We start from the raw sequence: 25,083 nt of genomic DNA, 5'->3' as shown, positions 1-25,083 counted from the left end.
TTGTTTCCGTTGCCTTTGTTTCCGTTGCCTTTGTTTCCGTTGCCTTTGTTTCCGTTGCCCTTGTTTCCGTTGCCTTTGTTTCCGTTGCCTTTGTTTCCGTTGCCCTTGTTTCCGTTGCCTTTTCCTTTACCGTTGCCAGCAGTTTCACCTTCAGTCTTGGAAGTAGTCTTACTATAGACGTAAGTAACATTCTGCTTAGTACCACTAAAGAATCCCTTGGCATTTTTTGGCCGAGTCTTTAAAGTGTATCCAGCAATGTCTTTAGCGGTTGAAACATAACCATCGCCAATATTTCCACTTAAAATCTCACTAGGTGCAATAGTCTTGCCTTTTTCATCTTGATAATGAACAATGACATCTTCTCCTTTGATAGGATTTGATGTACCAGGATTTGATGTACCAGGATTTTTAATGTAAGTAAAAGTAAACTCGCGTACTTTTTTGTCATCATTATCATAAATACCGGTAACAGGGGATTGACCAGCCTTTAGAGTATAACCGGCAACGGAGTCACCAGTAATTGAATAAGGGTCGCCAAAATTACCTGGGAAAATAGTATCTTTTGCAATTTGTTTTCCTGATTCATCTACATGGTGGATAGTAATAGGCTTGCCCATGCGGACATATGTTTCAGCCTTTGTGAAGTTACGTTGTTTACTAGGTATGATTATGGTACGTGCCGCCATTAATTGCTCTGAAGTGTACTGTTCTGTGCCTTCAGGTCTAATTGTTGTACCATTACCAACATTGAGCCAAATTCCTTCAGTATCTAGTCCCACATCGTCTGTAAAACCAGTGGCGAAAATAGTTAAGAGATCAGTGAACTCACCGAGAACAAGTGTATTTAAGCTAGGTAAATTACCTAGCATATCACCGTACTCTGCAGCACCTGTAATAATATTTTTAATGTTAAGCTTCCGCAAACTTGTACAGCCATAAAAGGTAGAGTCAAAATCTGCATCAGCTGAAGCTGGGATATGGAAGTTTTCTAAATTTAACTCAATTAAGCTGGCACAGTTTTTAAAAGTTGAATTTAGTTCTACAGGTAAAGTAGTCTTTAAACTTGATATATTTAAGTCGACGAGTTTTTCATCATCTTCAAACATACTTGTCATGTTTGTTACTTTTAAGATACTAAAACTTGAAAGATCAAGAGATGGTAAAGCCGTGCACTTCTCAAACATGGATTCCATGTTCGTTACATTAGCAGTATCAAAGTTAGAAACATTGAGTGAAGTTAAAGATGAGCATCCATAAAACATCTTAACCATATTATTTACACTAGCAGTATCAAAGCTAGAAAGGTCAAGAGAGATTAAAGATGCACACTCTTCAAACATAGATCTCATGTCTGTTACATTAGCAGTGTTGAAGTTAGAAAGATTGAGTGAAATCAAAGATGTACACTTCTCAAACATATTAACCATGCAGGTAACGTTAGCAGTGTTGAAGTTAGAAAGGTCGAGAGAGATTAAAGATGTACACTCACTAAACATATATTCCATACTCTCTACGTTAGCGGTATGGAAGTTAGAAAGATTGAGTGAAGTCAAAGATATGCACTCGTCAAACATATAGTCCATGTTTGTTACATTAGCAGTGTTAAAGTTAGAAAAGTCGATAGAGGTTAAAGATGCACACTTCTCAAACATAGATTCCATGTTTGTTACATTAGCAGTATTGAAACTAGAAATATCAAGTGAGAGTAAGTTTTTACAGCCCCTAAACATGCGAGCAGTACTAGTTGCTTGAGAAAGATCTAGATGTTCTAATCCCACAATTTTAGATACTTCATAAAAGCCATCGAATAAATAGTTAGCATTATTTGAAGAGTTAAGACTTATTTTACCAGTAATAACAATCTGCTTAGCATTTCCAAGGTGTATGGAATTTCCTTCACTGTCAGAAAGAGATTGGCTAGAAATACGATTGCGATAACTAATGATATTTGCATATGTTCCACCTAAAATAGTGAGCTCATCAGTGTCAAGATCATAGGAAACTTGCAGTCCAGCGACAGTTCCCTCAATTCTTTTTTTGCTTGTGTTAGCATCAGAATCTTGAGCAGCTACTGTAGCTTGATTCACAGCTGGATCATCAGTATTTGTAGGTTCACTAATGACCTCTTCTGAGGGGGTTAGAATCTCATTGGTAGTGGTATCTTCCTTAGAAACTGTTTGACCAGTAGGGACACTATCTGCTTTGACTAATTGAGGATTAGCGGAAATCAGGCCGAGTAAAACAGCGGCTGAGCTACTGAGTAGAACTTTTCCTTTTGTGTTTCTTGAGTTTTTCATTATTAAAGTACCTCATTATTTATATACATCGGTTATTATATGTTTTACTATTTACTAAACTTTTTAATTTTTGTCCAAAGAAGTGCTAAAGCGTTGGTTAAAGTGATTGAGCCAAGTGCAATAGCTGCTAGTTGGGACTTCTTCTCAGAGCCTGTCTTTGGTAGTTGTTGATTGTCGATAGAGGAGTTAGCTGAATTTAGGCTATCATTGTCGCTACCTACTGCATTTGTACGATCACCATAACGACCTGAGTTGGAAAGAGTAGCACTATTTACTCCGTTACCTTTGTTTCCGTTGCCTTTGCTTCCGTTGCCTTTGCTTCCGTTGCCTTTGCTTCCGTTGCCTTTGCTTCCGTTGCCTTTGCTTCCGTTGCCTTTGCTTCCGTTGCCTTTTCCTTTACCGTTGCCTGCAGTTTCACCTTCAGTCTTGGAAGTAGTCTTACTATAAACGTAAGTAACATTCTGCTTAGTACCACTAAAGAATCCCTTGGCATTTTTTGGCCGAGTCTTTAAAGTGTATCCAGCAATGTCTTTAGCGGTTGAAACATAACCATCGCCAATATTTCCACTTAAAATCTCACTAGGTGCAATAGTCTTGCCTTTTTCATCTTGATAATGAACAATGACATCTTCTCCTTTGATAGGGTTGGATGTACCAGGGTTGGATGTACCAGGGTTGGATGTACCAGGGTTTTTAATGTAAACAAAGGTAAACTCGCGCTCTTTTGTGTCGTCATTATCATAAATACCAGTAACAGGGGATTGACCAACTTTTAAAGTATAGCCTGCAACGGAGTCGCCGATAATTGAATAAGGATCGCCAAAATTACCAGGGAAAATAGTATCTTTTGCAATTTGTTTTCCTGATTCATCTACATGGTGGATAGTAATAGGCTTGCCCATGCGGACATATGTTTCAGCCTTTGTGAAGTTACGTTGTTTACCAACCATGGTTATGGCACGTGCCGCCATTAATTGTTCGGAAGTATACTGTTCTGTGCCTTCAGGTCTAATTGTTGTACCATTACCAACATTGAGCCAAATTCCTTCAGTATCTAGTCCCATATCGTCTATACGGCCGCTGGACAAAATAGTTGAGAGATCAGTGAACTCACCTAGAACAAGTGTATTTAAGCTAGGTAAATTACCTAGCATACCACCGTACTCTGCAGCACCTGGAATAATATTTTTAATGTTAAGCTTCCGCAAGCTTGTACAACCATAGAATGTATATGCTAATTCTGTATCAACTGAAGCTGGGATATGGAAGTTTTCTAAATTCAATTCAACTAAGCTGGCACAGTTCTTAAAAGTTGAATCTAGTTCTACAGGTAAAGTAGTCTTTAAACTTGATATATTTAAGTCGACTAGTTTTTCATCATCTTCAAACATACTTATCATGTTTGTTACTTTTAAGATACTAAAACTTGAAAGATCAAGAGATGGTAAAGCCGTGCACTTCTCAAACATGGATTCCATGTTCGTTACATTAGCAGTATCAAAGTTAGAAACATTGAGTGAAGTTAAAGATGAGCATCCATAAAACATCTTAACCATATTATTTACACTAGCAGTATCAAAGCTAGAAAGGTCAAGAGAGATTAAAGATGCACACTCTTCAAACATAAATCTCATGTCTGTTACATTAGCAGTGTTGAAGTTAGAAAGGTCGAGAGAGGTTAAACTTTCACAGCCCCTAAACATAGATACCATTTCTGTTACATTAGCAGTGTTAAAACTTGAAAGGTCAAGAGAGATTAAAGATGTACACTCTCTAAACATAGATACCATGCTCTCTACGTTAGCAGTATTGAAGTTAGACAAGTTGAGAGAGGTTAAGCTTTCACAGCCCCTAAACATAAAGTCCATGTTTGTTACATTAGCAGTGTTAAAGCTAGAAAGATCGAGTGAAGTCAAATCTTCACAGCCACTAAACATGTAAGTTGTACTGGTTGCTTGAGAAAGATCTAGGTATTCTAATCCTACAATTTTAGATACGTCAGAAAAACCAGCGAATAAATAATTAGCATTATTTGAAGAGTTAAGACTTATTTTACCAGTAATAACAATCTGCGTAGCATTTCCAAGGTGTATGGAATTTCCTTCATTGTCAGAAAGAGATTGGTTAGAAATCCAATCGTCGTAACTAATGATATTTGCATAAGTACCACCTAAAATAGTGAGCTCATCAGTGTCAAGATCATAGGAAACTTGCAGTCCAGCGACAGTTCCCTCAATTCTTTTTTTACTTGCGTTAGCATCAGAATCTTGAGCAGCTACTGCAGCTTGATTCACAGCAGGATCAGTGGTGCTTGTAGGTTCACTAATGACCTCTTCTGACGGGGTTGGAATCTCATTGGTAGTAGTATCTTCCTTAGAAGCTGCTTGATTAGTAGGGACACTATCTGCTTTGACTAATTGGGGATTAGCGGAAATTAGGCCAAGTAAAACAGCAGCTGAGCTACTAAGTAGAACTTTTCCTTTTACGTTTCTTGAGTTTTTCATTATTAAAGTACCTCATTATTTATTTATATACATCACAGCTATTATATACGTATGCGTATTCCGATATTATATATTTATGTATGTAAAAATCAAGATAACAATAAAAGAGAAAATCACGGAATTTAATAACGAATTGCAAAAAAAAGTCTTGATATCACGGGAAAAATAACAAATAACGATGTCCCATGGGCTGAAAAAATTATATTTAGTAAGGACTTTGAAATTTTAAATAAACTGACTTAAAAGATTGGTTAGGTGAGGAAAAAGCGAAAAAAGGAAATCTGTTATTTAAAAAATATTTTTTAAAAGCAGTAATTTTTTGTTGCTTTTTAATGTTGGTTTAATTTGTAAATTAAAAGAGCTATCCGGAGCGTTATATTAAAATTTGGGACATAAAAAACCGAATCTCATATGATTCGGTTTTTTATTAAATATAGATTTTGATAACTAACTATATTTTATTCCCTTACGACTGCACCATGTTCCTATCAAGCCTCCAAATATTGATAAGAAACCTAGCCCTCGAAAAGACAATTGTACACCTTGCTTTATTCCTGTTTGTGGTAAATTCCGACTTGTAACATCAGCTTGGTTTGCAACGTTTGGAGTTGCGTTCTTTGTTTGTGATTTATGGGTAGCTTGAGTAGTTAATTTTGAACTAACGCCTTTATTAGCTGTACTTGCAGAACTGTCTGCTTTAACGTCAGTAAGGCCATAAACATAAGTCACTGATTGTTGACTAGAACTAAAAGTACCGGTTGTATTAGCAGGGACTTCAGATAGTGAATAACCTGCTATGTTCTGTATTGAAGTGAAATAAGTGTCACCAATCTTTCCCTGTAAAATCTTATCTGGTGCAAGTATCTTGCCTGTTTGACTATGATAATGCACGATAACATAGCTGTTGTTGCTAGGCACTGGTGAGGCATTTATACCTTCAGTATCTGCCATTGTACCGTCAGAAACACCTAGGACAAAAGTGCGCGCTCTAATTTTTTTGCCCTTTTTTGGCGTTTTCCTCAATCTATCCTTCTTAAATGTGGCAATAATTCCTGCGCCAGAACTAGCTGATTTTCCATTAGTAGCTTTTAAAGAAAAAGTCTTTGAGCCAGTAGCTGCAGCAGCAACAGAATTGGTACCAATTGAAGCTGTGACGAAAGCTGTAATTACTAAAGAGCTCAGTAATAAATGTTTAAGTCTTAAATGTTCGTTCATTTTCATACACTTGCTTTTCTATTCTCTTAAAATAAACAGAACTAGGAATAATATAAATTATGTTTATGACTACTAGAGTGTAACATATTGTTGCATATAAGTGTAGTATAAATTAATAGTCGCTAACAAGCGCCTTTGCAATAAGCTGTAGATGGCTTGGGTATAGGCCGCGCTATGTCTGACAAAAACAGTTGCTTCATAATTCGATTTTATTAAGCTTGGGATTTTTAAAAGGTTACGTGAAATATATTGGTACGAAGGTATAAAAGGTGTTTCATAAATACTGCAAACTATGGTGTGCTTTGTCATTTTATGTACTCTTTCAAATATACACCAACAATTTATATATTAACATATGCATGATAGAGAAAGATTGTACAGTTTTTTGTTACAGATGTTACAAGTAAATAAAAAATGCGATTCCAGTTAGGGAATCGCATTTTTAGGCATAATACCTAAGTATTATTATATATTAGTTCTATTTGTGCTTATGTGTTCGCTTTTTGATAAGCACAAGTGACACTGCTGAACAAACTGGTTGCAGTATAGCTATCACCGATGTTATCGCTTGAAATTTCGTCAGGACTAAGCTATTACCATCCTTACCACCATGTGCCTAAGAACTGCTATATACTTGTTATTTGTTTTCCTAAAAGTTAGCTTTCTTAACATATCTGTTTTTGCCGACAATATAGAAACGCTTACCGTGAATTTTTACAGAACCACCATAAGTTACAACCGACTTATGCTTTTTAAGCACTTTTCTGTTAGCTCTTTTACCCTTTGCATTATATAAATATGCACTATGTGTTAATCTACGTTTAATACCAGAAACATTATTAGCTTTAACGAAGCTATTGTCTCCTAAAGAATAGTATTTCTTGCCATCAATTATTTTTGTACCGTATGTTCCAATTGATTGACCAGCAAAGTATTCACCGTTTTTAAGAGCACCATTTTGATCATAAACGTAAGTGTTATGCATGACTGTGCGGTAAACTGGTCTCTCGATTGGCTTAGGGGTTGAAGGAGTAGTTGGAATTGGTTTGTTGTTAGTAATAGGTGCGGTAACATTAGGAGTTGATGGGGTAGCTGAGTGATCTTCAGCAATTTTGACATACGTTATTGCTGATTGTTTTTGGCTAGTAGGGTATTTTTCAAGCAATTGGGAAGTGGAGAGTTTGTTTTTGCCAGTGGGTTTTTCAACAGTTCCAGTACCAATGTCCTCCCAAACTGCTTTAGTATCAAAACCTGTTTTGCTGAGGTCATCATTTATGCTGAATGTGAAGGCGGTTAAGCTGTCCAAACCTTCGAGCATGTTTTTCATGGTAATGGCTTTGTCTACATTAGAGGTATTGCCTAGCTTAAATCTACTAATATCTAGAGAAGACAGGTTCTTGTCGCCAGCGAACATGTAGTCCATCATATCTACTGCCGAAGTATCAAAGTTGCTTAAATCCAATTCCTTTAGATTTGAGCAGCCGTTAAACATACTAATCATGCAAGTAACCTTGCTAGTATTGAAGTGGGATAAGTCAATACTAGTCAGGCTTGAACAACCATAGAACGTGGCCCCCATGCTAGTAACGTTTGCAGTGTCTGTAAGGCCGTCAATCTCTCTTAAACCTGAGCAGAAAGCAAATAGAAGATCCATGTTTGTTACATTTGAAGTATCAACGTTAGTAAGATCAATCTTTTCTAGCTTAGGAAGATTACTAAATAAGCCAGAAGCTGAACCTTTAATAGTTAATTTGCCTTTAAAGTTAATGCTATGGATTTCATTAGAATTGATATCTTTGATAGCACTAATTGATGTAGGATCAGCACCATCAGGAGCTGCTATTGTTCCTTCGGGGATGATCAGTTCATGTGTCTTTTGATCATATGTGACTTGTAGTCCATTCCAGTCTTTTACGATTGGCTTATCTTTATTTGTGTCAGTATTACCTTTATCTGTATTGGCTTGCTCGGTAGTTTGAGCAGGTGCAGTAGTTTTGGCGCTGGCAGTGGTTGGGCTAGCAGCTACTAATCCCAGTGCTGCTAGTGCCATACCGCAAAATAATAACTTTTCTTTCTTTTGTTGAATATTATTGTGATTATTCATGATATCCTCCTATAGAATAAAGTTAAGTACATTTACAGTATATTAGGACAGGATAAAACTAACCATTAAATTTCATAATATAATTTAAATCAAATTATAATTGACCAATTTTCTAATATCAAAATTAATAATTTGTTTAAATAAAATTTATGACTGACGAAAAAGCTTGTTACTTTGTTGAAATTCCCAAGGTAACATGCTTTTTGTCTTATTAATTTGATTTATCTAGCATTTTAATACTACACGTATATGAATAGTGAAAACTCCAAATTTATTTATTAATAGGCGCATTTTAGCGAAATTATCTACGCCAAGTTCGCACTAAACACCAGCAGATAATGATGAAGAAGATAATATTAAAGCCAATCACACAAGCATTGATTACACTCATTTTTTGAAAAAATTGTGGGTGGATACGTGAATGAACTTGAACGCGTTTTTTGACTACTTTCTTCTTGTTTTTAACAGGTAAAGAAATTTCTTTCGTATTTTCTTTGGATTCAGAATTAGCAGCTAGCTCTGCAGCGGCAAGATTTGTTTTAGTTGCCTTAACTTTACTAATTAAGTCGCCTTGGACCACAGTTCGATGCTCACCGTAACCATATTTTGACGTGTTGAAATCGGAACAGGTTATCAATGTAATCATACTTTTGTCATTAACATTATTTTCGACTTCCACCTGAGTAGGCTTTACTGCAAACGAAATACTATTTGTTTCATAGACATAAATATGATGAAGATCGGTTACGTAAATCAGGTCACCTATTTTGGCTAAATGCAGATTGTCTAAAACCGCCGGTCCATATGAGCCCATGTAATGGCCAGCTAAAACGTAGTTGTTTTTGCCGCCCATTGTTCTGTCGGGGAGGCAGGTGACTACACCGTATTCTAAATTTTGATTTTGATCACCGTATCCGGCAAACAAAGGATTATGAATGCTAACGGCTGGAATTGAAATACGCCCAATTGCATAGGCCTTAACTTGCTTTGATTTTAGTATCCTGCTTGCGCTAATCGATTCTGTTTTGCTCGCATCATAGTTAGTCTTGCACTTTTTGTTTTTAGTAGCCTGTTTAGCAGTTAATTCTGAAGTTGCTTTTTCAGCGTTTTGTTGGAAAAGATAGGAGCTCCCAAAGCCTGAACCAAAAAAGATCAGGGTAACGCCCAAGTAAAAAAGGGCGCCAATCAGAATAATTTGAATGGAAGACCATATTTTTTGCCTTAATAATGAAGTTTTTTGCTCTTTTTTAGCCAATTTAGTTTACCTTCCGCTATTTTTAATAATCACTATACTTTATTTTAGAGAAAAAAGCGCTATTTGCACATTTATTTGAAATAAATACAAGTACTGATAAAAATCTTCAAATAATTATTGAAATCGCTTTAACACTGTTCTATAATCATATACGTAAATAAGTGTGTTACTGATTCGATCAGGCATTAACCTATGAACAACAAGGATATAAACCCATAGTGTTGTTCATAGGTTTTTTTATTGAAAGAGGAGTTTGCTGAGTGAAATTTATCAAGAATTTTAACAACAACGCTGCCTTGGTGTCGGATGAATCTGGTGTTGATTGGGTAGTGATCGGAAACGGCATTGGCTTTGGTAAAAAGCCGGGTGATCTGATTGATGAAGATAAAATTACCCGTCGTTTTGTTGCAGTTGAGAAGAACATGGAGATGATTGATAGTGTTAGTGATCTTGATGATCGAACATTGTCCTTAACAACCGATGTTATTAACTTAGTTAACAAGCGATTGGACGTAAAGTTTTCTGATTATCAGTATCTGGTTTTAGCTGATCACATCGATTTTATGCTAAAGCGAACCGATGATGGTGTTGAACTTGGGCAGGATACGCTCGGCTGGGAATTAAATAAACTATTTCCCAAAGAGTATGCTGCTGCAAAAGACGCGCTAAGGTTGATTGATGGGGAAACAGGATTGGCTTTTCCAAAGACGGAAGAAGTTTTTCTCACTTACCACTTTATCAACGCCGGTTCAAACCAAGCTAAAATTCAAGACACAATCAAGATTACCAAGCTGATACGCGGTGTAGTTGAAATTATTGAATATCAATACGGCATGCAACTTGACACTGAATCATTTAATTTTAGTAGGTTTATGACGCATCTTAGATCATTTATGGTGCGTCATCTCTACCCAATAGATGATGAAGGTGATGGGAGTGAGCTTGATATTTCTTTACTTGAACTAATGAAAGTAAAGTATCAAAAAGCATACGAGACGGTTTTAAAAATCGGCACTTATTTATCTAAACAAGCTGGTTGGAAATTGCAACCTGATGATGAAGTATATTTAACGCTTCATGTATGGCGAGTTACTCATCGCCAGAAGAGTGATCATACTGATGATTCAGAGCAATCTTCAATTAAAAATTAATTACTAGTTTAAACGGTGTGTTACTGTTTACAGGCATTAACCCGAGAACTTAAAGATGAGCTATGTATTTTGCGTAACGTAATTTACAGAGCAGATTCTTTATATTCTCGGGTTTTAGATTTTTGGAGGGAAAAATGGCTTACGAAGAACTAAGTCGTGAAATTATCGCCAACGTTGGTGGTAAAGAAAATGTTGCCAGCGTGGTGCATTGTACAACTCGTCTACGCTTTAAATTGAAGGATACTTCAAAGGCAAATGACGAAAAGATGAAAGCAACTGATGGTGTTTTATCACTGGTTAAATCTGGTGGACAATATCAAGTTGTTATTGGAAATAACGTTGCTGACGTCTACAATACTTTAATTAAAATTGGTGGCTTTGGCGATGGTGGATCAGTTCCTGATGACTATGTTGATAACAGTAACATGAGTTTAACTGATAAGTTTATCGACTTAATCTCTGGTATCTTCAATCCACTTTTAGGTGCAATGTGTGCTGCTGGTATGATCAAGGGCTTTAACGCAATGTTCTTAGCTTTGGGTTGGTTATCAGCAACCTCAGGTACCTACATTATCTTAAACGCAATTGGTGATAGTTTATTCTACTTCTTACCAGTTATTTTAGGTATTTCATCAGCTAACAAGTTTGGCATAAATACTTATTTAGGTGCAACTATCGGTGCTGCACTCTGTTATCCATCAATTGTTGCAATGACTGGTAGTAAGACTGCATTGTTTACTATCTTCAAGGGCACTTTCTTACAAGCTCCAATTCATATGACTTTCTTGGGCATCCCAGTAATTTCAATGAATTATACTTCATCAGTTATTCCAATCATTATTGCTGTTTGGTTTGCTTCTAAGGTACAAAAAGTTGCTCGTAAGATTATTCCTGACGTTGTTAAGACTTTCTTAGTACCATTTGTTGTTTTACTGATTACTGTTCCAGTTACTTTCCTTGTTATCGGACCAGTTGCAACTTGGGCAGGTAATGGTATTGCTGCAATCGTAAGTGCTATTTACAACTTTAGCCCAATTTTGGCCGGTGTATTAATGGGTGCTTTCTGGCAAGTATTTGTTATCTTTGGCGTTCACTGGGGCTTCGTTGCGGTTATGATGACCAACGTTGCTGCAATGGGCTATGACCCAATTGTTGGTTTGTCATTAGCTGCATCATTTGCTCAAACTGGTGTTGTTTTAGCAATGATCTTCCAAACTAAGAATGAAAAGACTCGTAGTATTGCTATTCCAGCCTTTGTTTCGGGTATTTTCGGTGTTACTGAACCAGCTATTTACGGCCTTACATTACCACGTAAGAAGCCATTTATTATCAGTTGTATTGCTTCCGCAGTCGGTGGTGGCTTAATCGGATTCTTTGGTACTAAGCTCTACATTATGGCCGGAATGGGTATTTTCTCAATTCCAGGTGCAATGGGCAAGAATGGTTTTGACAGTACTGTATACGGCTTAATTATTGCAATGGTTGTTGCAACTGTTCTTGGTTTTGTTCTTCAAATGATCTTTGGTAAGAACAGTGTTGATGAGACTTTAGATGAACAAGCTGCTCTTGCTACTGCTGGCACTGCTGCAGAAGCAGGAAACATTAAGTCAGAAGAAGAAACAGAAACTGTTGCAAAGCCAGCAGCTCAAGCTTCATACAACGAAGCTGAAAAATTGGTTGCTCCATTAAATGGTACGATCGTACCTCTTAGTGATGTTAAAGACGAAGTATTTGCAAGTGGCTCAATGGGTCAAGGTGTTGCAATCGAACCAAAAGATGGACAAGTATGTGCACCATTTGATTGTGAAATTGCAATGACTTTCCCAACTGGACATGCAATTGGTTTAAGATCACCTAAGGGTGCCGAAGTTATGATTCATATCGGCATGGACACTGTTGAATTAGACGGTGAAGGGTTTAAACTATTAACTGAGAAGGGTAAAACTGTTAAAGCAGGCGAACCACTCATCGAATTTGATATCGATAAAATTAAGAAGGCTGGCTACGAAGTTACAACGCCAATCATTGTTACTAACACTAATAACTATCATAAGGTTAATGTGGTTGCTAGCGGTGATGTAACAGTTGGTGACAAGTTGCTAGACTTAGAATAATAAGTATTTAAAGAAAGGAATATCTTTTATGAAGACTAATAATTTCCCAAAAGGCTTTTTATGGGGTGGCGCAACTGCTGCTAACCAATTAGAAGGTGCTTACCAAGAAGGCGGCAAAGGACTATCACTTCCAGATGTTTTGCCTGGTGGAAAAGAGCGAATGAAGATTATCGCTTCACCTGACTTTGATTTTAAGATTGATCCTAAATATACTTACCCAAACCATGTTGGTATTGATCACTACCATCACTTTAAGGAAGACATCAAACTCTTTGCTGAAATGGGCTTCAAATGCTACCGTTTCTCAATTGCCTGGTCAAGAGTCTTCCCTAATGGTGACGAAGAGCAACCAAATGAAGAAGGCCTCAAGTTCTACGATGCAGTTATTGATGAATGCTTGAAGTATGACATCGAACCAGTTATCACCATTTCACACTACGAAATGCCACTTCACTTGATTACTGAATACGGTAGTTGGACAAACAAGAAGTTAATTGGTTTCTATGAAAACTTTGCACGCACAGTTTTAACTCGCTATAAGGACAAGGTTAAATACTGGATGACCTTTAACGAAATTAATAGTGCAGCTCACTTCCCAATCATGAGTCAAGGCTTGGCATTGAGCAATGGTGCAGGCGACAAGAAGAACATTTACCAATCATGGCATAATCAATTTGTTGCTGGTGCTAAAGCTGTTAAGATTGGTCATGAAATTAATCCTGACATGCAAATTGGCTGCATGATTTTATATGCAACTACTTACAGCTATGATTCTGATCCTAAGAACCAATTGGCTACTTTGCAAAATAATCAAGCTAATAACTTCTTCTGTACTGATGTACAAGTTCGTGGTCATTACCCAGCTTACACTAAGAGTTTACTGGCTCGTGATGGTGTTGAATTAAGTGACATTGACTACAATGATGAAGAACTTGATTTACTTGCTAAGAACCCAGTTGACTACATTGGCTTTAGCTACTATATGTCATCAGTAGTTGATGTAACTCACGAAAATCAAGAAACCACTAATGGTAACTTGATGGGTGGTGTTAAGAACCCATTCTTGAAGGCTAGTGACTGGGGTTGGCAAATCGACCCAACTGGTTTGAGAATTGCCCTTAACGAATTATCAGATCGTTACGAAAAACCATTATTTATCGTTGAAAATGGTTTGGGTGCGATTGATAAGCCTGATGAAAATCACTATGTTGATGATGATTACAGAATTGACTACCTTCGTGAACATATCGAAGCAATTTCTGAAGCAATTTCAGATGGTGCTGACGTAATGGGTTACACTCCTTGGGGCTGTATCGACCTAGTTAGTGCTTCAACTGGTGAGATGTCCAAGCGTTACGGCTTCATTTATGTTGATGAAGACGATGAAGGTAACGGTACATTTGATCGTTACAAGAAGAGATCATTTGATTGGTACAAGAAAGTTATCGACACTAATGGTGAAGATTTAGCATAATAGTTCACTTTGCGTAATAGCTCAGAAAACTATCAGTGAATTTGACGAAAAGGAAAAATTCTATGATGAAGACTAATAATTTTCCAAAAGGCTTTTTATGGGGCGGCGCAACTGCTGCTAACCAATTAGAAGGTGCTTACCAAGAAGGCGGCAAAGGTTTATCGATTGCAGATGTTTTGCCTGGTGGAAAAGAGCGAATGGACATTATCGCTTCACCTGACTTTGATTTTAAGCTCGATCCTAAATATACTTACCCAAACCATGTTGGTATTGATCACTATCATCACTTTAAAGAAGACATCAAGCTTTTTGCTGAAATGGGCTTCAAATGCTATCGTTTCTCAATTGCTTGGTCAAGAGTTTTCCCTAACGGTGACGAAGAGCAGCCAAATGAAGAAGGGCTTAAGTTCTACGACGCATTGATCGATGAATGTTTAAAGTATGACATCGAGCCAGTTATTACCATTTCACACTATGAAATGCCACTCCACTTGGTTACTGAATACGGTAGTTGGAAGAATAAAAAGTTAATTGACTTTTATGAGAACTTTGCACGCACAGTTTTAACTCGTTATAAGGACAAGGTTAAATACTGGATGACCTTTAACGAAATTAACAGTGCAACTCATTTTCCAATCATGAGTCAAGGTTTGGTATTGAGCAATGGTGCTGGTGATAAGAAGAATATCTACCAAGCATGGCATAATCAATTTGTTGCTGGCGCTAAAGCTGTTAAGATTGGTCACGAGATTAATCCTGATATGCAGATTGGTTGTATGATTGCATATGGAACTACCTATAGCTATGATTCTGATCCCAAGAATCAATTAGCTACTTTGCAAGATAACCAAGTTAATAATTTCTTCTGTACTGATGTACAAGTTCGTGGTCATTACCCAGCTTATACTAAGAGTTTACTGGCTCGTGATGGTGTTAAGTTAAGTGATATTGATTACAATGATGAAGAACTTGACTTGCTTGCTGAGAACCCCGTTGACTACATTGGCTTTAGCTATTACATGTCATTAGTAGTTGATGTAACTCATGAAAATCAAGAAACTGCCGCTGGTAACTTGTTGGGTGGAGTTAAGAACCCATTCTTGAAAGCTAGTGACTGGGGTTGGCAAATCGACCCAACTGGTTTGAGAATTGCCCTTAACGAATTGTCAGATCGCTATGAAAAGCCATTATTTATCGTTGAAAATGGTTTGGGTGCGATTGATAAGCCAGATGAAAACCATTATGTTGATGATGACTATCGAATTGACTATCTTCGTGAACACATCGAAGCAATTTCAGAAGCAATTGATGATGGTGCTGACGTAATGGGCTACACACCTTGGGGTTGTATTGATTTAGTTAGTGCTTCAACAGGTGAAATGTCTAAGCGCTACGGCTTCATTTATGTTGATGAAGACGATGAGGGTAACGGTACATTTGATCGTTACAAGAAGAGATCATTTGACTGGTACAAGAAAGTTATCGAGACTAACGGTGCAGATTTAGCATAATTATGATATTTAATTTAGGTGAAAAAATGAAACGTAAAGTAATTACTTTTTTGACAGTACTTGTAGGAATTTTGGGGATATTCTCTACTAACTCCACTCAAATTCAAGCAAAGAGCAAGAACAATAATAAGCCTGTAGTGATTTATTTGACGCGTCATGGCGAAACTACAGCTAATGTTATGCACCTTGCACAAGGCTGGAGTGACTATACTTTGACTGATAATGGTGTCAAAGGGGCAGAGTATCTTGGAAAAGGTCTTAAAGGAACAAAGTTTAAAGCAGCATATTCTGGTGATTTGAGTAGACAAGAAAAAACTGCTCGTGGAGCTTTGGATTACTCTGGTAACAAGAAGATAAAAGTTAAGACTGACGAGCGTCTTCGCGAATGCAACTATGGTAGTTACGAAGGACGACCAGATGTAGCAAAAAATGTTCCTGAAATTGCAGCATATTTTGGTTATGACAGTATTGACGACTTTGTGAAAAAAGAAGGCAAACTGTTCCAAAATAAAATGCAAGATGGATACTATGCTTTAGATCAGCAAAATAAGTTAAACACCAATCTGCCTGAACAATACCGTGCGGAAAGCTCACAGGTTGTTGAAAAACGGATGACTGATGTACTGACTGAAATTGCAAAGAAACACCAGCGTAAAGGTGGTAATGTTCTAGTAGTAAGTTCAGGCATGTCGATTAACTTATTTTTATCAACACAGAATTTCCCTTCTTTTGAAGGTAAAGGATTAGCTAATGATTCTGTAACTAAACTAATTTATCAAAATGGCAAATTTAAGTTGTCTGGAGAAATTGGTAGTTTGGAATACTATAACAATGGCATGAAAGCTAAATAAAAAGAAGTATGACTTCGTTAAAAGCCTCGAAATTAAGTAATCTTAACTTCGGGGTTTTTATTATGTAGTCAGAAGATAAGACTAAAAACCTAAATAAAGCACTTGTCCAATTGGATAGCTAGCTGAATTAATGAAGAAGATAATTTGAGTAATGAGCAAAAACAAAAGGCGGCTTTTGCCGCCTTTTTATTTGCAATTACTGTGAATACCTAAATTAAAACTTAGTTGAATATTCCATGTCTTTGAATTGATGATGAGCATATTTTTTGGTTAACTTCTTGGCTCTAAAGTACTGACTGGTTACCTTGAAGTTTTTCGGATTAGCTTCGAACATGACGCGGTACTTCTTACCTTTGATTGTTTCGGTACGGCAAGTAATAGCAATGTCATCTTTTTGGATAGGTTCAGATAATGGATAGCCTAAGATAGCCCATGTGATGCCAGCATTACTTACCCACGTTCTACGCGTAGCATGGAGATACAATCTATTTGCTACACATTTTTTCTTCCATTCTTCAGGCATTTGCCACGGATAGTTATGCGTACCTTTTACATAACCGTATTCCACAATAGTGCAGTTGCCATAAACGTCACCAAAACCTTCACGGATAATGTAACGGTAATCACTTTTACCGCCCCAATAACCTTTCCAGCTCTTAGGAAAAACATCCTTTTTTAAGGCGCCATATTCATTACCAGTTTCTACTGCAATTTCTGGAGGTGTAAGCACGGTTTCATCTTCACTGCTTGCATTAACATCTCTAGCACTGGCTGCTAAACCAATGCTTCCAATTCCTAGAAAAATTGCCGCAAGGGAAATAAGTTTTATTAGTTTTGCTTTTTTCATAATTGACCTCAAATATTCTGTAAATAAATGCTTATTAACAAGTATGATTATACAGCAAATTATTTGTAAAAATAAAAGCACATACACTAATTTGTCATCTTGGTGTTTTCATCAATCATTCTTTGACAGCTTTTGCTAAGCTCGGTCATACCAATTAGAGAAAGTTGTTCAACTTCTTTTTGGCAATTATCGATGTAGACTTGCTTTGGTTCATCGTGATACTTAAGCAGATTTTCTAAAATCAATAAGAGCATTTTGCTGAAACAAGTAATTGGTTTAGTTGGAACTTGCTTGGACATCTCAATCAGCTCCCAAGCATCAGTATGCTTGTCCTCGCTTATGCACATTTCAATCATATTAATTAAAATGCCTAAAACAATAAATTGAGTGTCCTCGGCATTACTATTTTTAAATTGGCGAAAAATTTTCTTAGTAATCACTAAATCGCTACCAAAATCATAAAAGTACATAAAGTTCAAAAAAATGGTTATTGTATCTCTATCGAAATTTTCGGCATTAAAGAATTTACTTTTTAATTCACTCTTTTCTTTTGAACTTAGCTTTTCAGTTGTTTGTTCTATTATTGCTAACACTGAATCAACACGCAGCAAGAGCTCATCTTTATCTGCAAAAGTACTATTAATAATTGTTTGTTTGATTTCTTTTAGGTGTTTAAGGTCGCAATCATAATAAGCATCGGTGATTTGAGTAATTATTTCTTTTTCTAGTGCATCATTTGATTTGGCTTGGTAATCAATTTCATCAAAAAAAGACGCAAGATTAACATGATTTCGTCTTAATAATTCAATTAAATCTTCCGCTGAAATACGGCTTAAGCCCTTTTCAACTTTTGAATAAAAGGACGGACTGATAATCTCGCCAATCCAAGAACGTTGTGTTTTACCCGCCTTAATTCGATACTCTTTAAGTAAATTGCCGATAGTCATTTTTAGTATATCCTTAAAAGCACTGTTTCATATATGACACTTTTTAATTTAAAATTCTAACTCAAATATAATAATTGTAAAGAAGTACATTTAGGAGTGAAAAGATGATTGTTTTTTTAAGAAATAAAGAATACCGCAAGTTTTCGATTGCCAGCATCTTATCAAGTGCGGGAGACATTCTATTTTATTTGGCTTTAATGACCTATGCCAGTCGGTTAAAAAATTACTCACTTGCATTGTCGTTAATTGCAATTTCTGAGTCTATTCCACGCCTTTTATCTAGCTTTGGCGGTTATTTTGCAGATCGCACAAACAATAAATTTTCTAAGATTGTTTGGCTGGCAATGATTAGAGGAGCGCTCTATTTATTGGTTGGTTTTCTATTCAGTCAAAATATTGCTGGCTGGAACTTAGTAATGACCGTAATTGTGATTAACTTTATTTCAGATACCCTTGGAACATATTCAAGTGGACTAAGTACACCTTTAATTGTTGATTTAGTTAAAGAAGATGAAGTTGGTGAAGCAGAGGGTTTTACTACCGGAGTGTCGCAAGTAATTACACTGATTAGTCAATTTATTGGTTCAGGGTTACTACTGTTTATGTCCTATTCTGTGCTAGCTGTTATTAATGGACTAACATTTATCGTAGCAGGTTTGATTTATCGTAGTATTTCGCGGAAGCAGCACAAGGATACAGCACAAGATAAAGTCCAAGAAGTAGACGATAGAAGCTACTGGGCAACAATGGCTTTGGCTTTAAAACAAGTAAAAAAGGCCGGTGGACTTTTGACCACTGTTTTAGTTATTGCATTACTGAATGGCGTTTTAAGTACGATTGAGCCTCTATTGTCAATCGTAATAGCTGGGAATCGTCAAACAATGCTAATCGGTACATATAGTTTTACAATTGCTCTAGTTGGCGCAATGGCAGGCGTCGGAGCAGCTTTAGGCAGCATTGCTGGAACTAGATTATTCAAAAATATTTCCCTTTATTTAGTTGTCTTACTTGCAAACGTTGCAGCTACCTTTGTCTGTATTTCAATTATGGGTAAACAATTAATTTGTTGCCTGATTACTTATTGTTTAATGGGTTTTTTTGCCGGAATTGCAGGTCCCAAATTAACGCAATGGCTAGTTACTACAGTTGACCGTAAAATTCTGGCATCATCGGTTGGCCTAATAAACACGGTTTTACTGGTTGTTAGCCCGTTAATGACAACTGCCTTTACAACTTTATCGGCTGCTACGCAAGTTAACTACGCTGTGCTAGGCTTATTAATACTGAGTCTGTTAACTTTTGTAGTTACTATCATTGTAATGAATAAAACAAAAGCAAAGCCAGCTGCAAAATAAGATGGACGATAAAAAAGCTAACCAGAAATTTCTGGTTAGCTTTTTACTTGCTAGTGTTTTTCTTTAAACTGAAAAAGATAATGAGCATAAAGTTGATTAATAGGGTAAAGCCAGTCGTCCAAAAGACGGTTGCATAATTAAACAAACCTGAAATAGTTGATCCCATTAATGAACCAAAAACGGAACCGACAGCTTGGAACGATTGGTTGTAACTGAAGATTCGACCAAAACTTTCTGCTGGGGTATTAAGTGTCAATACAGTTTGAGCTGCAGGAAGCATCGCGGCACTGGCAATACCGAGTAGAAAACGTAACCCTGCAAGGGCCCAAGGAGAATTAGTTAAAGCCATTGGTACAAACAGAATTGCACCAACGATTAAGCCAAGACGTAAAATTTTTAGCGGGCCAATTTCATCCATTTTATGACCAATTTTTGAGGCGGCAAGTAAAGTTCCAAGGCCAGGAGTAGCAGCCACTATTCCGGCGACAAAGGCGATATTTTTACTGTTTGGCATCATTGATTTAACGTATAGCGAAACAATCGGATCAATCGACATGTTGGCAGCTTGCACTAATAGGGTGGTGATGAACATTACAAAAATCAATTTAACGTTAGGTAGAGTATGAATAATTTCCTTCATTGGTTTCATTTCTTCACGCGAAATTGGCGTAAATTTCTCTTGTACTAGGAAGGTTGAGCCAAGAAAAACTAGTACCATTAAAAAACCCGTAATGAAGAAAGGAATACGGTAACCCCAAGCACCGCCAAGCCAGTTGCCAAAAAAGTTTGATAACACGCCACCAAGCAGTGGGCCGACAAGGTTGCCAGCAGTCCCTGCTGTCATCATCTGGCTCATTACCCAACCACTTTTTCTATGCGGTGTTTCGCCAGCAATAAGTGCTGTTGCGTTGTTAATATAACCGGAAAAAGCTCCTTGAATGAATCTCATCACAATGATATAAATCGCGTTTGGTGCAAATCCGGTTGCCGTAATAGTTAAGGCCATGACGCCAGAAGCTCTCATACACATGAGTTTACGCCCCTTACGGTCAGCAAGGTTTCCCCAATAAGGTGATACTATTGCCTGGGCAATAAAGGTCATTGCAAATGCAAGACCGGAGTACATACTGATTTGAAACTTGCTGTAATGCCCTAAATCAGCAATGAAAAGCGAAATGAAGGGCATTGTCATGGAATACCCCATACCGGTAATAAAACAACCTAACCATAGGGTATAAAAGGCTTTATGCCATCCGTCGGGTAATTGATCTGAACTTTTCAAAATATCCTCATCTTTCTTTTTAAAATTTTCAAAAAAACAACATCTTTTTTTATTCTAGCACAATAAAATTGCTAAAAATTTATAAAAAAGCGCAACCTCGAATTAAAAACGTGCTAGGATATTGTTTCTGAAAGGAAGAGGTGTTGTATGAGTCAGGATTCACACATGACAAGACGAGAGTATCGTAAAAAACATGCCAGTGAGCGGCAAGAAGTGCCCAATCGGTCCGCTGAAAACAAGTTGTCTGACCAGGATACTGCTTCGACAACACGTACTGAATATCGTCATTTAAAACTAAATTTCTGGGAAATTTTTTCAGACCGGCCTTATGTTGCTGTAGCAATAGTTGTTTTGGCTATTTTCTTTGTAATGGCTAAGTTATGGTGGCTGCTGGCAATTCTAGCAGTCATTGTTGGTGTAGGAATTTTTATTATCGGTCACAGTCATCATCCCGACCGTGTCCTCAGCCTTGAGTTTAAAATGAAGGCTTCACGTAAATTAAATATGTTACGTGCACTTCAATTTGGTGGCTCGGTTTTGATGTTTCTAGCTACTTATATGAAAAAAGTGGTAACGGTTAACTTTCCGGCCGCTGGTTCAACTGATGGCTTACAAGTGATTCAGAGCATTTTATCTAACCGTGGTGGAGTTTATGGCCAACAAGGTTCGTACTTGTTAAACTTGCTCAATACTTTCACTGGGGGACAGCTTTGGGGTAAATACCGTTATGCAGCTAATAGCGCACAAATGATGAATAGTGGCGCCGGTCGGTTGATTATTATGTGGGTTTTATTATTGATGATTGCACCTGCTTTTTGTGTTTTAGCGCAATTTTTTAGAGAACCATATTCCCGTAACACCGCTCTAGTTGCCTCAATCGTTGCAATGGTCAGCTTTGTATTAACGCCACGTTTACTCAGCAAGTGGATTGTAGAATATGCAATGGAGAACCGAATGGCTAATGAGCAGGCAAAAGCAGCAATTAGCATCGGTCCAATGGCATATGTCGCAATACTTTGTGCAGTTTTGGTCCTAGTAATTTCAATTTATCGAGCAATTAAAGGGGATCATTTTGAATAACGTAAAAAGCAACAAACTAACAAATTTGCTAGTTTGTTGCTTTTTTAGCACTATTTTTTATCAATTATCGTTTAGCACGATAGAAAATTATTTCGCGCGCTGCAATCATTGAACCGGAAGAGCGATGAACAGTCAAGCGAACTGATTTGGCGCGCACATCACGCAAACCAATTACCTTATTTTTACTGTCTGCTTTCCAGGCTACATGGTCTGCATACACATGGTAGTTTTCGTTATCAGTTGAAACTGCCAGACTAATTTCGGTTGGGTCACCTTCATGATCAATGTTGCGTGGAACAAAGGCCATACGACTTAATTTTTCAACGTCGCTAAATTTGAAAGTCAATTCTAAGGGATGTTCGGGGCTTACCGGTTCACTTGTTTGCCACTCGCTAGCCAGCTTTAGGTCTGTTAGGTAATCAAGTGGATGATTAGCTTTACTGGTAAAATTACTTGCAACAGAAATTTCTTGGATGGCATAATCTTCTGCAGCGTGTTTAGTAATTACACCAAAAAGATCGGACCATTCAGAAACTTTATTGCCAATTACGTAACGCATTCGAATAATGTAGCGCGTGTTAGGAAGCAATTCGTGGAACGTGAAACTAGTGCCTTCGATTCCTTCGTAGAGAAGATTGTTAATTTCAACTTGTACTTTGGCAGGATGAGTCCAAGCTAACTCAAATGAATGAGCTGAAATTTTGCTTGAAGCAACTGACGGCAGTTTAGGTGAAGGTAAAACACCACTTGTAATTTCGTGTCCCAAAACTTCACTACTGTATGAGAAATCACGAATGATAACTTCAATTTTTGTAGTAGCGACGGGATGATTTGCTAACTTAATTTGAAGTGCAGTTTGTTTTGGCAAATGATACTGCGAGAATTCAGGCAAACTATAGTTAGTATTGTAAAAAATTCCTTCACTTGCGTGATCAAACGCATCGAGTGTGCCGTATACCTGGAGGGGTACGATTTGATCATTAACCCTAACTTCAACATTTTCAGGATAAGCATCGCACATCAAAGTTAGAGCTGTTGGCTGGTCACTTTCTAGCCCAGGATATTGGCCTTCAGTAGGCTCGACTGTAACAACCAATTTTTCTTCGTCAAATGAACTAGTGATTCTTGTCTGGCTGTGATTACTTTCAAAATCAACTGTGCCATTATCATCATAGGTCACACCATGACTAGTACCTTGTGGATAAATGACATAATCTCGCTTGCCAAAGTTGAAGATACTGCCACCACGGACAAAAACAGGTAGGTGCCAGGTTGGATATAAAAGATTATTGTAAACCCGACCACCGGCGTACTTTTGGCCAGTGAATAGGTCAATCCACATTGTTTGCTTGCCCGGTAAGTAAAGATTGTCCTTAAGTGAATCGCCTTGCTCATTTTCGCGCCCGCTGGTAATTGGTGCAATTAACAGGTTATCGCCGAGCATGAACTCGCTACTAAACATCTCAGTATAATTGGTGCGCTCTTCAGGGAAATCGATAAATAAGGGACGCACAATTGGCTGGCCCAGTCTTGCTTGGGCGTTGAGAGTATAAAGGTAACTTTGCAGGCGTTGGTGCAATTGTAAGTATGCGTGATTAATATCCGTAATTTTACGATTATAAGCAAACGGTGTTTTGCTGTATTGGCCTTGATCATCAAGATTGAATAGTAGGGGTGTAAATGCCTTCCATTCAAAATCACGTACAGTAATTTGGGCGTTACCACCACCAACTGTACCGTCTACTGCTGCACCAGCAAGTGGCTGACCTGATAAGTTAGAGCCAACAAGACCGGCAACTTGAGTGGCAATATTTTCCCAATTACCGCCAACATCGCCATATATAAGTGCGGCATCTTTTTGTGTGCCTACAGAACCATTATCACTGAAAACAATAGCGCGCTTGTCTTGCAACTGATTTTGCAACTTAGCATTATCCGAGTCAATTAAATCAGCATCTGATGTAAAGGCAAAAGTGGTTTTTTCAGGTAGTGCAAGATCATCTTGGTGCCAAAAGCCAGGAGCAACTTCTTGATTAACTGCATAATCATTGAAAAAGGCTAAAGCATCATTTGCGGCTGTGACATTATAATTAGGTACAAACCAACTTAACTTAAAGTGGGCTTTTTGATAGCGATCAATCATTGCACGCGCAGAGAAATGATAGTTTTCTTCTCCGTTGAGGGAAGCCTTATGGGATGCAAGTTCTTGGTTTTTGGTCCGTGTGTAAAAATTACCGTCAATTTTAGTTGCGTTACGAACGGCAGCCTTACTTGGCTGCCACATGGTTGTATAGAAGTTGCCGATATGCCCTAATCCTAGTGCGTATTTTGGCAACATTGCAGGCTTACCGGTTAAGCGATAAAACTTGCTGAGTATTTCTTGTGGTGTAGAACCTAATAAATAAAAGTTGTCGAATAGCTGATCCTTGTGACTAATCGTAGTAATCTTAGAGTCAGTTTTACCAAAATCATAAGTTCCAGCTTGCGAGGTATTACGTAATTCACCGTAACCTCTGTTTGACCAGAAAAATGGCACTTCACTAATGACGCCACCTTTTCCAGTAATATGGTCGCGTGTAATTTTGATTTTTCTACCTTTATGACTGAAATAGCCGTTCTGCAAGCCGCCACCAAAATAGAATTCGTTTTTATCTTGATCTAAAAATTCAGTCGTCTGTTGTGTGCCAACTTCAATTGGACTGGATTGTGCCATACGTGTTCCATGCAATGTTTCATCGAAAATACTCATGATAGCCGGTTTTTGCCAAAAAATGATTTGATAATTACCGGAATGAATAATTAAGGAATCATTTGTTGCACGGACACGTGATTTCTCAAAGACATTGTTATTAAAATGTTCAAACTGAAAAAAAGCGGAATTTTCTTCATTAAATTGTTGCTTTGGATCAAGTAAAAGACGGAAAATACCATCAGCCAAGATATAAAAGCGGGCAATTTCCCCTGTTTCAAAGTGCAATTCGTAATAGTTATCGCGCTTGCTTGCACCTGTTAAAGCTCCAATTTGATGTTTATCTGTTTGCGGTTCTTGTATCATAATTTTTGCTTCCTGTTTAGTCTTCTTATACCTATTATAAC

Annotated in this window: 16 protein-coding genes; 7 read left to right on the top strand and 9 right to left on the bottom strand. The window is 37.4% G+C overall.

Features of this window, described 5'->3' with window-relative positions; all coding sequences use genetic code 11:
• From H3R21_RS04815 to H3R21_RS04795, 5 genes are all read right to left on the bottom strand, one after another.
• On the bottom strand, positions 1-2,297 hold a 2,297-nt coding region (locus H3R21_RS04815), incomplete at its 3' end, for a BspA family leucine-rich repeat surface protein (protein WP_198183391.1).
• A 47-nt stretch (positions 2,298-2,344) separates the two neighbouring features.
• Positions 2,345-4,801, bottom strand: coding sequence for a BspA family leucine-rich repeat surface protein (locus tag H3R21_RS04810; protein ID WP_198183389.1), 2,457 nt, complete (start codon positions 4,799-4,801; stop codon positions 2,345-2,347).
• Positions 4,802-5,248: 447 nt separating this feature from the next.
• On the bottom strand, positions 5,249-6,022 hold the full coding sequence (locus H3R21_RS04805; RefSeq protein WP_198183387.1) for a MucBP domain-containing protein: 774 nt from the start codon (positions 6,020-6,022) through the stop codon (positions 5,249-5,251).
• Between the two features lie 643 nt (positions 6,023-6,665).
• On the bottom strand, positions 6,666-8,120 hold the full coding sequence (locus H3R21_RS04800) for an SLAP domain-containing protein (protein ID WP_198183385.1): 1,455 nt from the start codon (positions 8,118-8,120) through the stop codon (positions 6,666-6,668).
• A 301-nt stretch (positions 8,121-8,421) separates the two neighbouring features.
• Entirely contained in the window at positions 8,422-9,375 is a 954-nt protein-coding gene (locus H3R21_RS04795) for a class A sortase (RefSeq protein ID WP_198183383.1), read from the bottom strand.
• Positions 9,376-9,635: 260 nt separating this feature from the next.
• Between H3R21_RS04795 and H3R21_RS04790 the strand changes: the two genes are divergently transcribed.
• The 5 genes from H3R21_RS04790 to H3R21_RS04770 all read left to right on the top strand — a co-directional run bounded on the left by H3R21_RS04790 (position 9,636) and on the right by H3R21_RS04770 (position 16,476).
• Complete coding sequence (locus H3R21_RS04790; protein WP_046307887.1) at positions 9,636-10,526, top strand: PRD domain-containing protein; 891 nt, start codon at positions 9,636-9,638, stop codon at positions 10,524-10,526.
• 134 nt (positions 10,527-10,660) lie between these two features.
• Positions 10,661-12,640, top strand: a complete 1,980-nt coding sequence (locus H3R21_RS04785; protein WP_198183381.1) for a beta-glucoside-specific PTS transporter subunit IIABC — start codon at positions 10,661-10,663, stop codon at positions 12,638-12,640.
• 28 nt (positions 12,641-12,668) lie between these two features.
• Positions 12,669-14,114, top strand: coding sequence for a glycoside hydrolase family 1 protein (locus tag H3R21_RS04780; RefSeq protein WP_198183379.1), 1,446 nt, complete (start codon positions 12,669-12,671; stop codon positions 14,112-14,114).
• A gap of 62 nt (positions 14,115-14,176) precedes the next feature.
• Complete coding sequence (locus H3R21_RS04775; RefSeq protein ID WP_370628088.1) at positions 14,177-15,625, top strand: glycoside hydrolase family 1 protein; 1,449 nt, start codon at positions 14,177-14,179, stop codon at positions 15,623-15,625.
• Positions 15,626-15,651: 26 nt separating this feature from the next.
• Positions 15,652-16,476: a histidine phosphatase family protein gene (locus H3R21_RS04770; protein WP_046308179.1), complete on the top strand. Its 825-nt coding sequence runs from the start codon at positions 15,652-15,654 to the stop codon at positions 16,474-16,476.
• Positions 16,477-16,690: 214 nt separating this feature from the next.
• On the opposite strand, the gene H3R21_RS04765 is transcribed toward H3R21_RS04770, so the two are convergent.
• A complete protein-coding gene (locus H3R21_RS04765; protein ID WP_198183377.1) occupies positions 16,691-17,323 on the bottom strand; it encodes a hypothetical protein in 633 nt (210 codons plus the stop codon).
• An 86-nt stretch (positions 17,324-17,409) separates the two neighbouring features.
• Positions 17,410-18,270 (bottom strand): helix-turn-helix domain-containing protein, encoded by an 861-nt coding sequence (locus H3R21_RS04760; RefSeq protein ID WP_198183375.1) that lies wholly within the window; start codon positions 18,268-18,270, stop codon positions 17,410-17,412.
• Between the two features lie 104 nt (positions 18,271-18,374).
• On the opposite strand from H3R21_RS04760, the gene H3R21_RS04755 reads away from it, so the two are divergent.
• The gene (locus H3R21_RS04755; RefSeq protein ID WP_198183373.1) at positions 18,375-19,625 is read left to right on the top strand and encodes an MFS transporter; all 1,251 of its coding nucleotides are present in this window, start codon (positions 18,375-18,377) and stop codon (positions 19,623-19,625) included.
• 43 nt (positions 19,626-19,668) lie between these two features.
• Here the strand turns inward: H3R21_RS04755 and H3R21_RS04750 are convergent, their stop codons facing one another.
• Entirely contained in the window at positions 19,669-20,907 is a 1,239-nt protein-coding gene (locus tag H3R21_RS04750) for an MFS transporter (RefSeq protein ID WP_255524810.1), read from the bottom strand.
• A 147-nt stretch (positions 20,908-21,054) separates the two neighbouring features.
• Between H3R21_RS04750 and H3R21_RS04745 the strand changes: the two genes are divergently transcribed.
• A complete protein-coding gene (locus H3R21_RS04745; protein WP_198183371.1) occupies positions 21,055-21,987 on the top strand; it encodes a cytochrome C5 in 933 nt (310 codons plus the stop codon).
• 64 nt (positions 21,988-22,051) lie between these two features.
• Here the strand turns inward: H3R21_RS04745 and H3R21_RS04740 are convergent, their stop codons facing one another.
• The gene (locus H3R21_RS04740; RefSeq protein WP_232352317.1) at positions 22,052-25,042 is read right to left on the bottom strand and encodes a TIM-barrel domain-containing protein; all 2,991 of its coding nucleotides are present in this window, start codon (positions 25,040-25,042) and stop codon (positions 22,052-22,054) included.
• Positions 25,043-25,083 lie beyond the last annotated feature (41 nt).

The sequence above is a fragment of the Lactobacillus sp. W8172 genome, from assembly GCF_016102055.1.
Taxonomy (GTDB): Bacteria; Bacillota; Bacilli; order Lactobacillales; family Lactobacillaceae; genus Lactobacillus; species Lactobacillus apis_A.
This window is presented reverse-complemented; position numbering and strand designations above follow the sequence as displayed.

Coding starts and splice junctions, on each gene's coding strand:
- H3R21_RS04775 (WP_370628088.1), top strand. CDS start 14,177: ATGATGAAGACTAATAATTTTCCAAAAGGCTTTTTATGGGGCGGCGCA.
- H3R21_RS04745 (WP_198183371.1), top strand. CDS start 21,055: ATGAGTCAGGATTCACACATGACAAGACGAGAGTATCGTAAAAAACAT.
- H3R21_RS04800 (WP_198183385.1), bottom strand. CDS start 8,120: ATGAATAATCACAATAATATTCAACAAAAGAAAGAAAAGTTATTATTT.
- H3R21_RS04755 (WP_198183373.1), top strand. CDS start 18,375: ATGATTGTTTTTTTAAGAAATAAAGAATACCGCAAGTTTTCGATTGCC.
- H3R21_RS04785 (WP_198183381.1), top strand. CDS start 10,661: ATGGCTTACGAAGAACTAAGTCGTGAAATTATCGCCAACGTTGGTGGT.
- H3R21_RS04780 (WP_198183379.1), top strand. CDS start 12,669: ATGAAGACTAATAATTTCCCAAAAGGCTTTTTATGGGGTGGCGCAACT.
- H3R21_RS04810 (WP_198183389.1), bottom strand. CDS start 4,801: ATGAAAAACTCAAGAAACGTAAAAGGAAAAGTTCTACTTAGTAGCTCA.
- H3R21_RS04805 (WP_198183387.1), bottom strand. CDS start 6,022: ATGAAAATGAACGAACATTTAAGACTTAAACATTTATTACTGAGCTCT.
- H3R21_RS04760 (WP_198183375.1), bottom strand. CDS start 18,270: ATGACTATCGGCAATTTACTTAAAGAGTATCGAATTAAGGCGGGTAAA.
- H3R21_RS04770 (WP_046308179.1), top strand. CDS start 15,652: ATGAAACGTAAAGTAATTACTTTTTTGACAGTACTTGTAGGAATTTTG.
- H3R21_RS04740 (WP_232352317.1), bottom strand. CDS start 25,042: ATGATACAAGAACCGCAAACAGATAAACATCAAATTGGAGCTTTAACA.
- H3R21_RS04765 (WP_198183377.1), bottom strand. CDS start 17,323: ATGAAAAAAGCAAAACTAATAAAACTTATTTCCCTTGCGGCAATTTTT.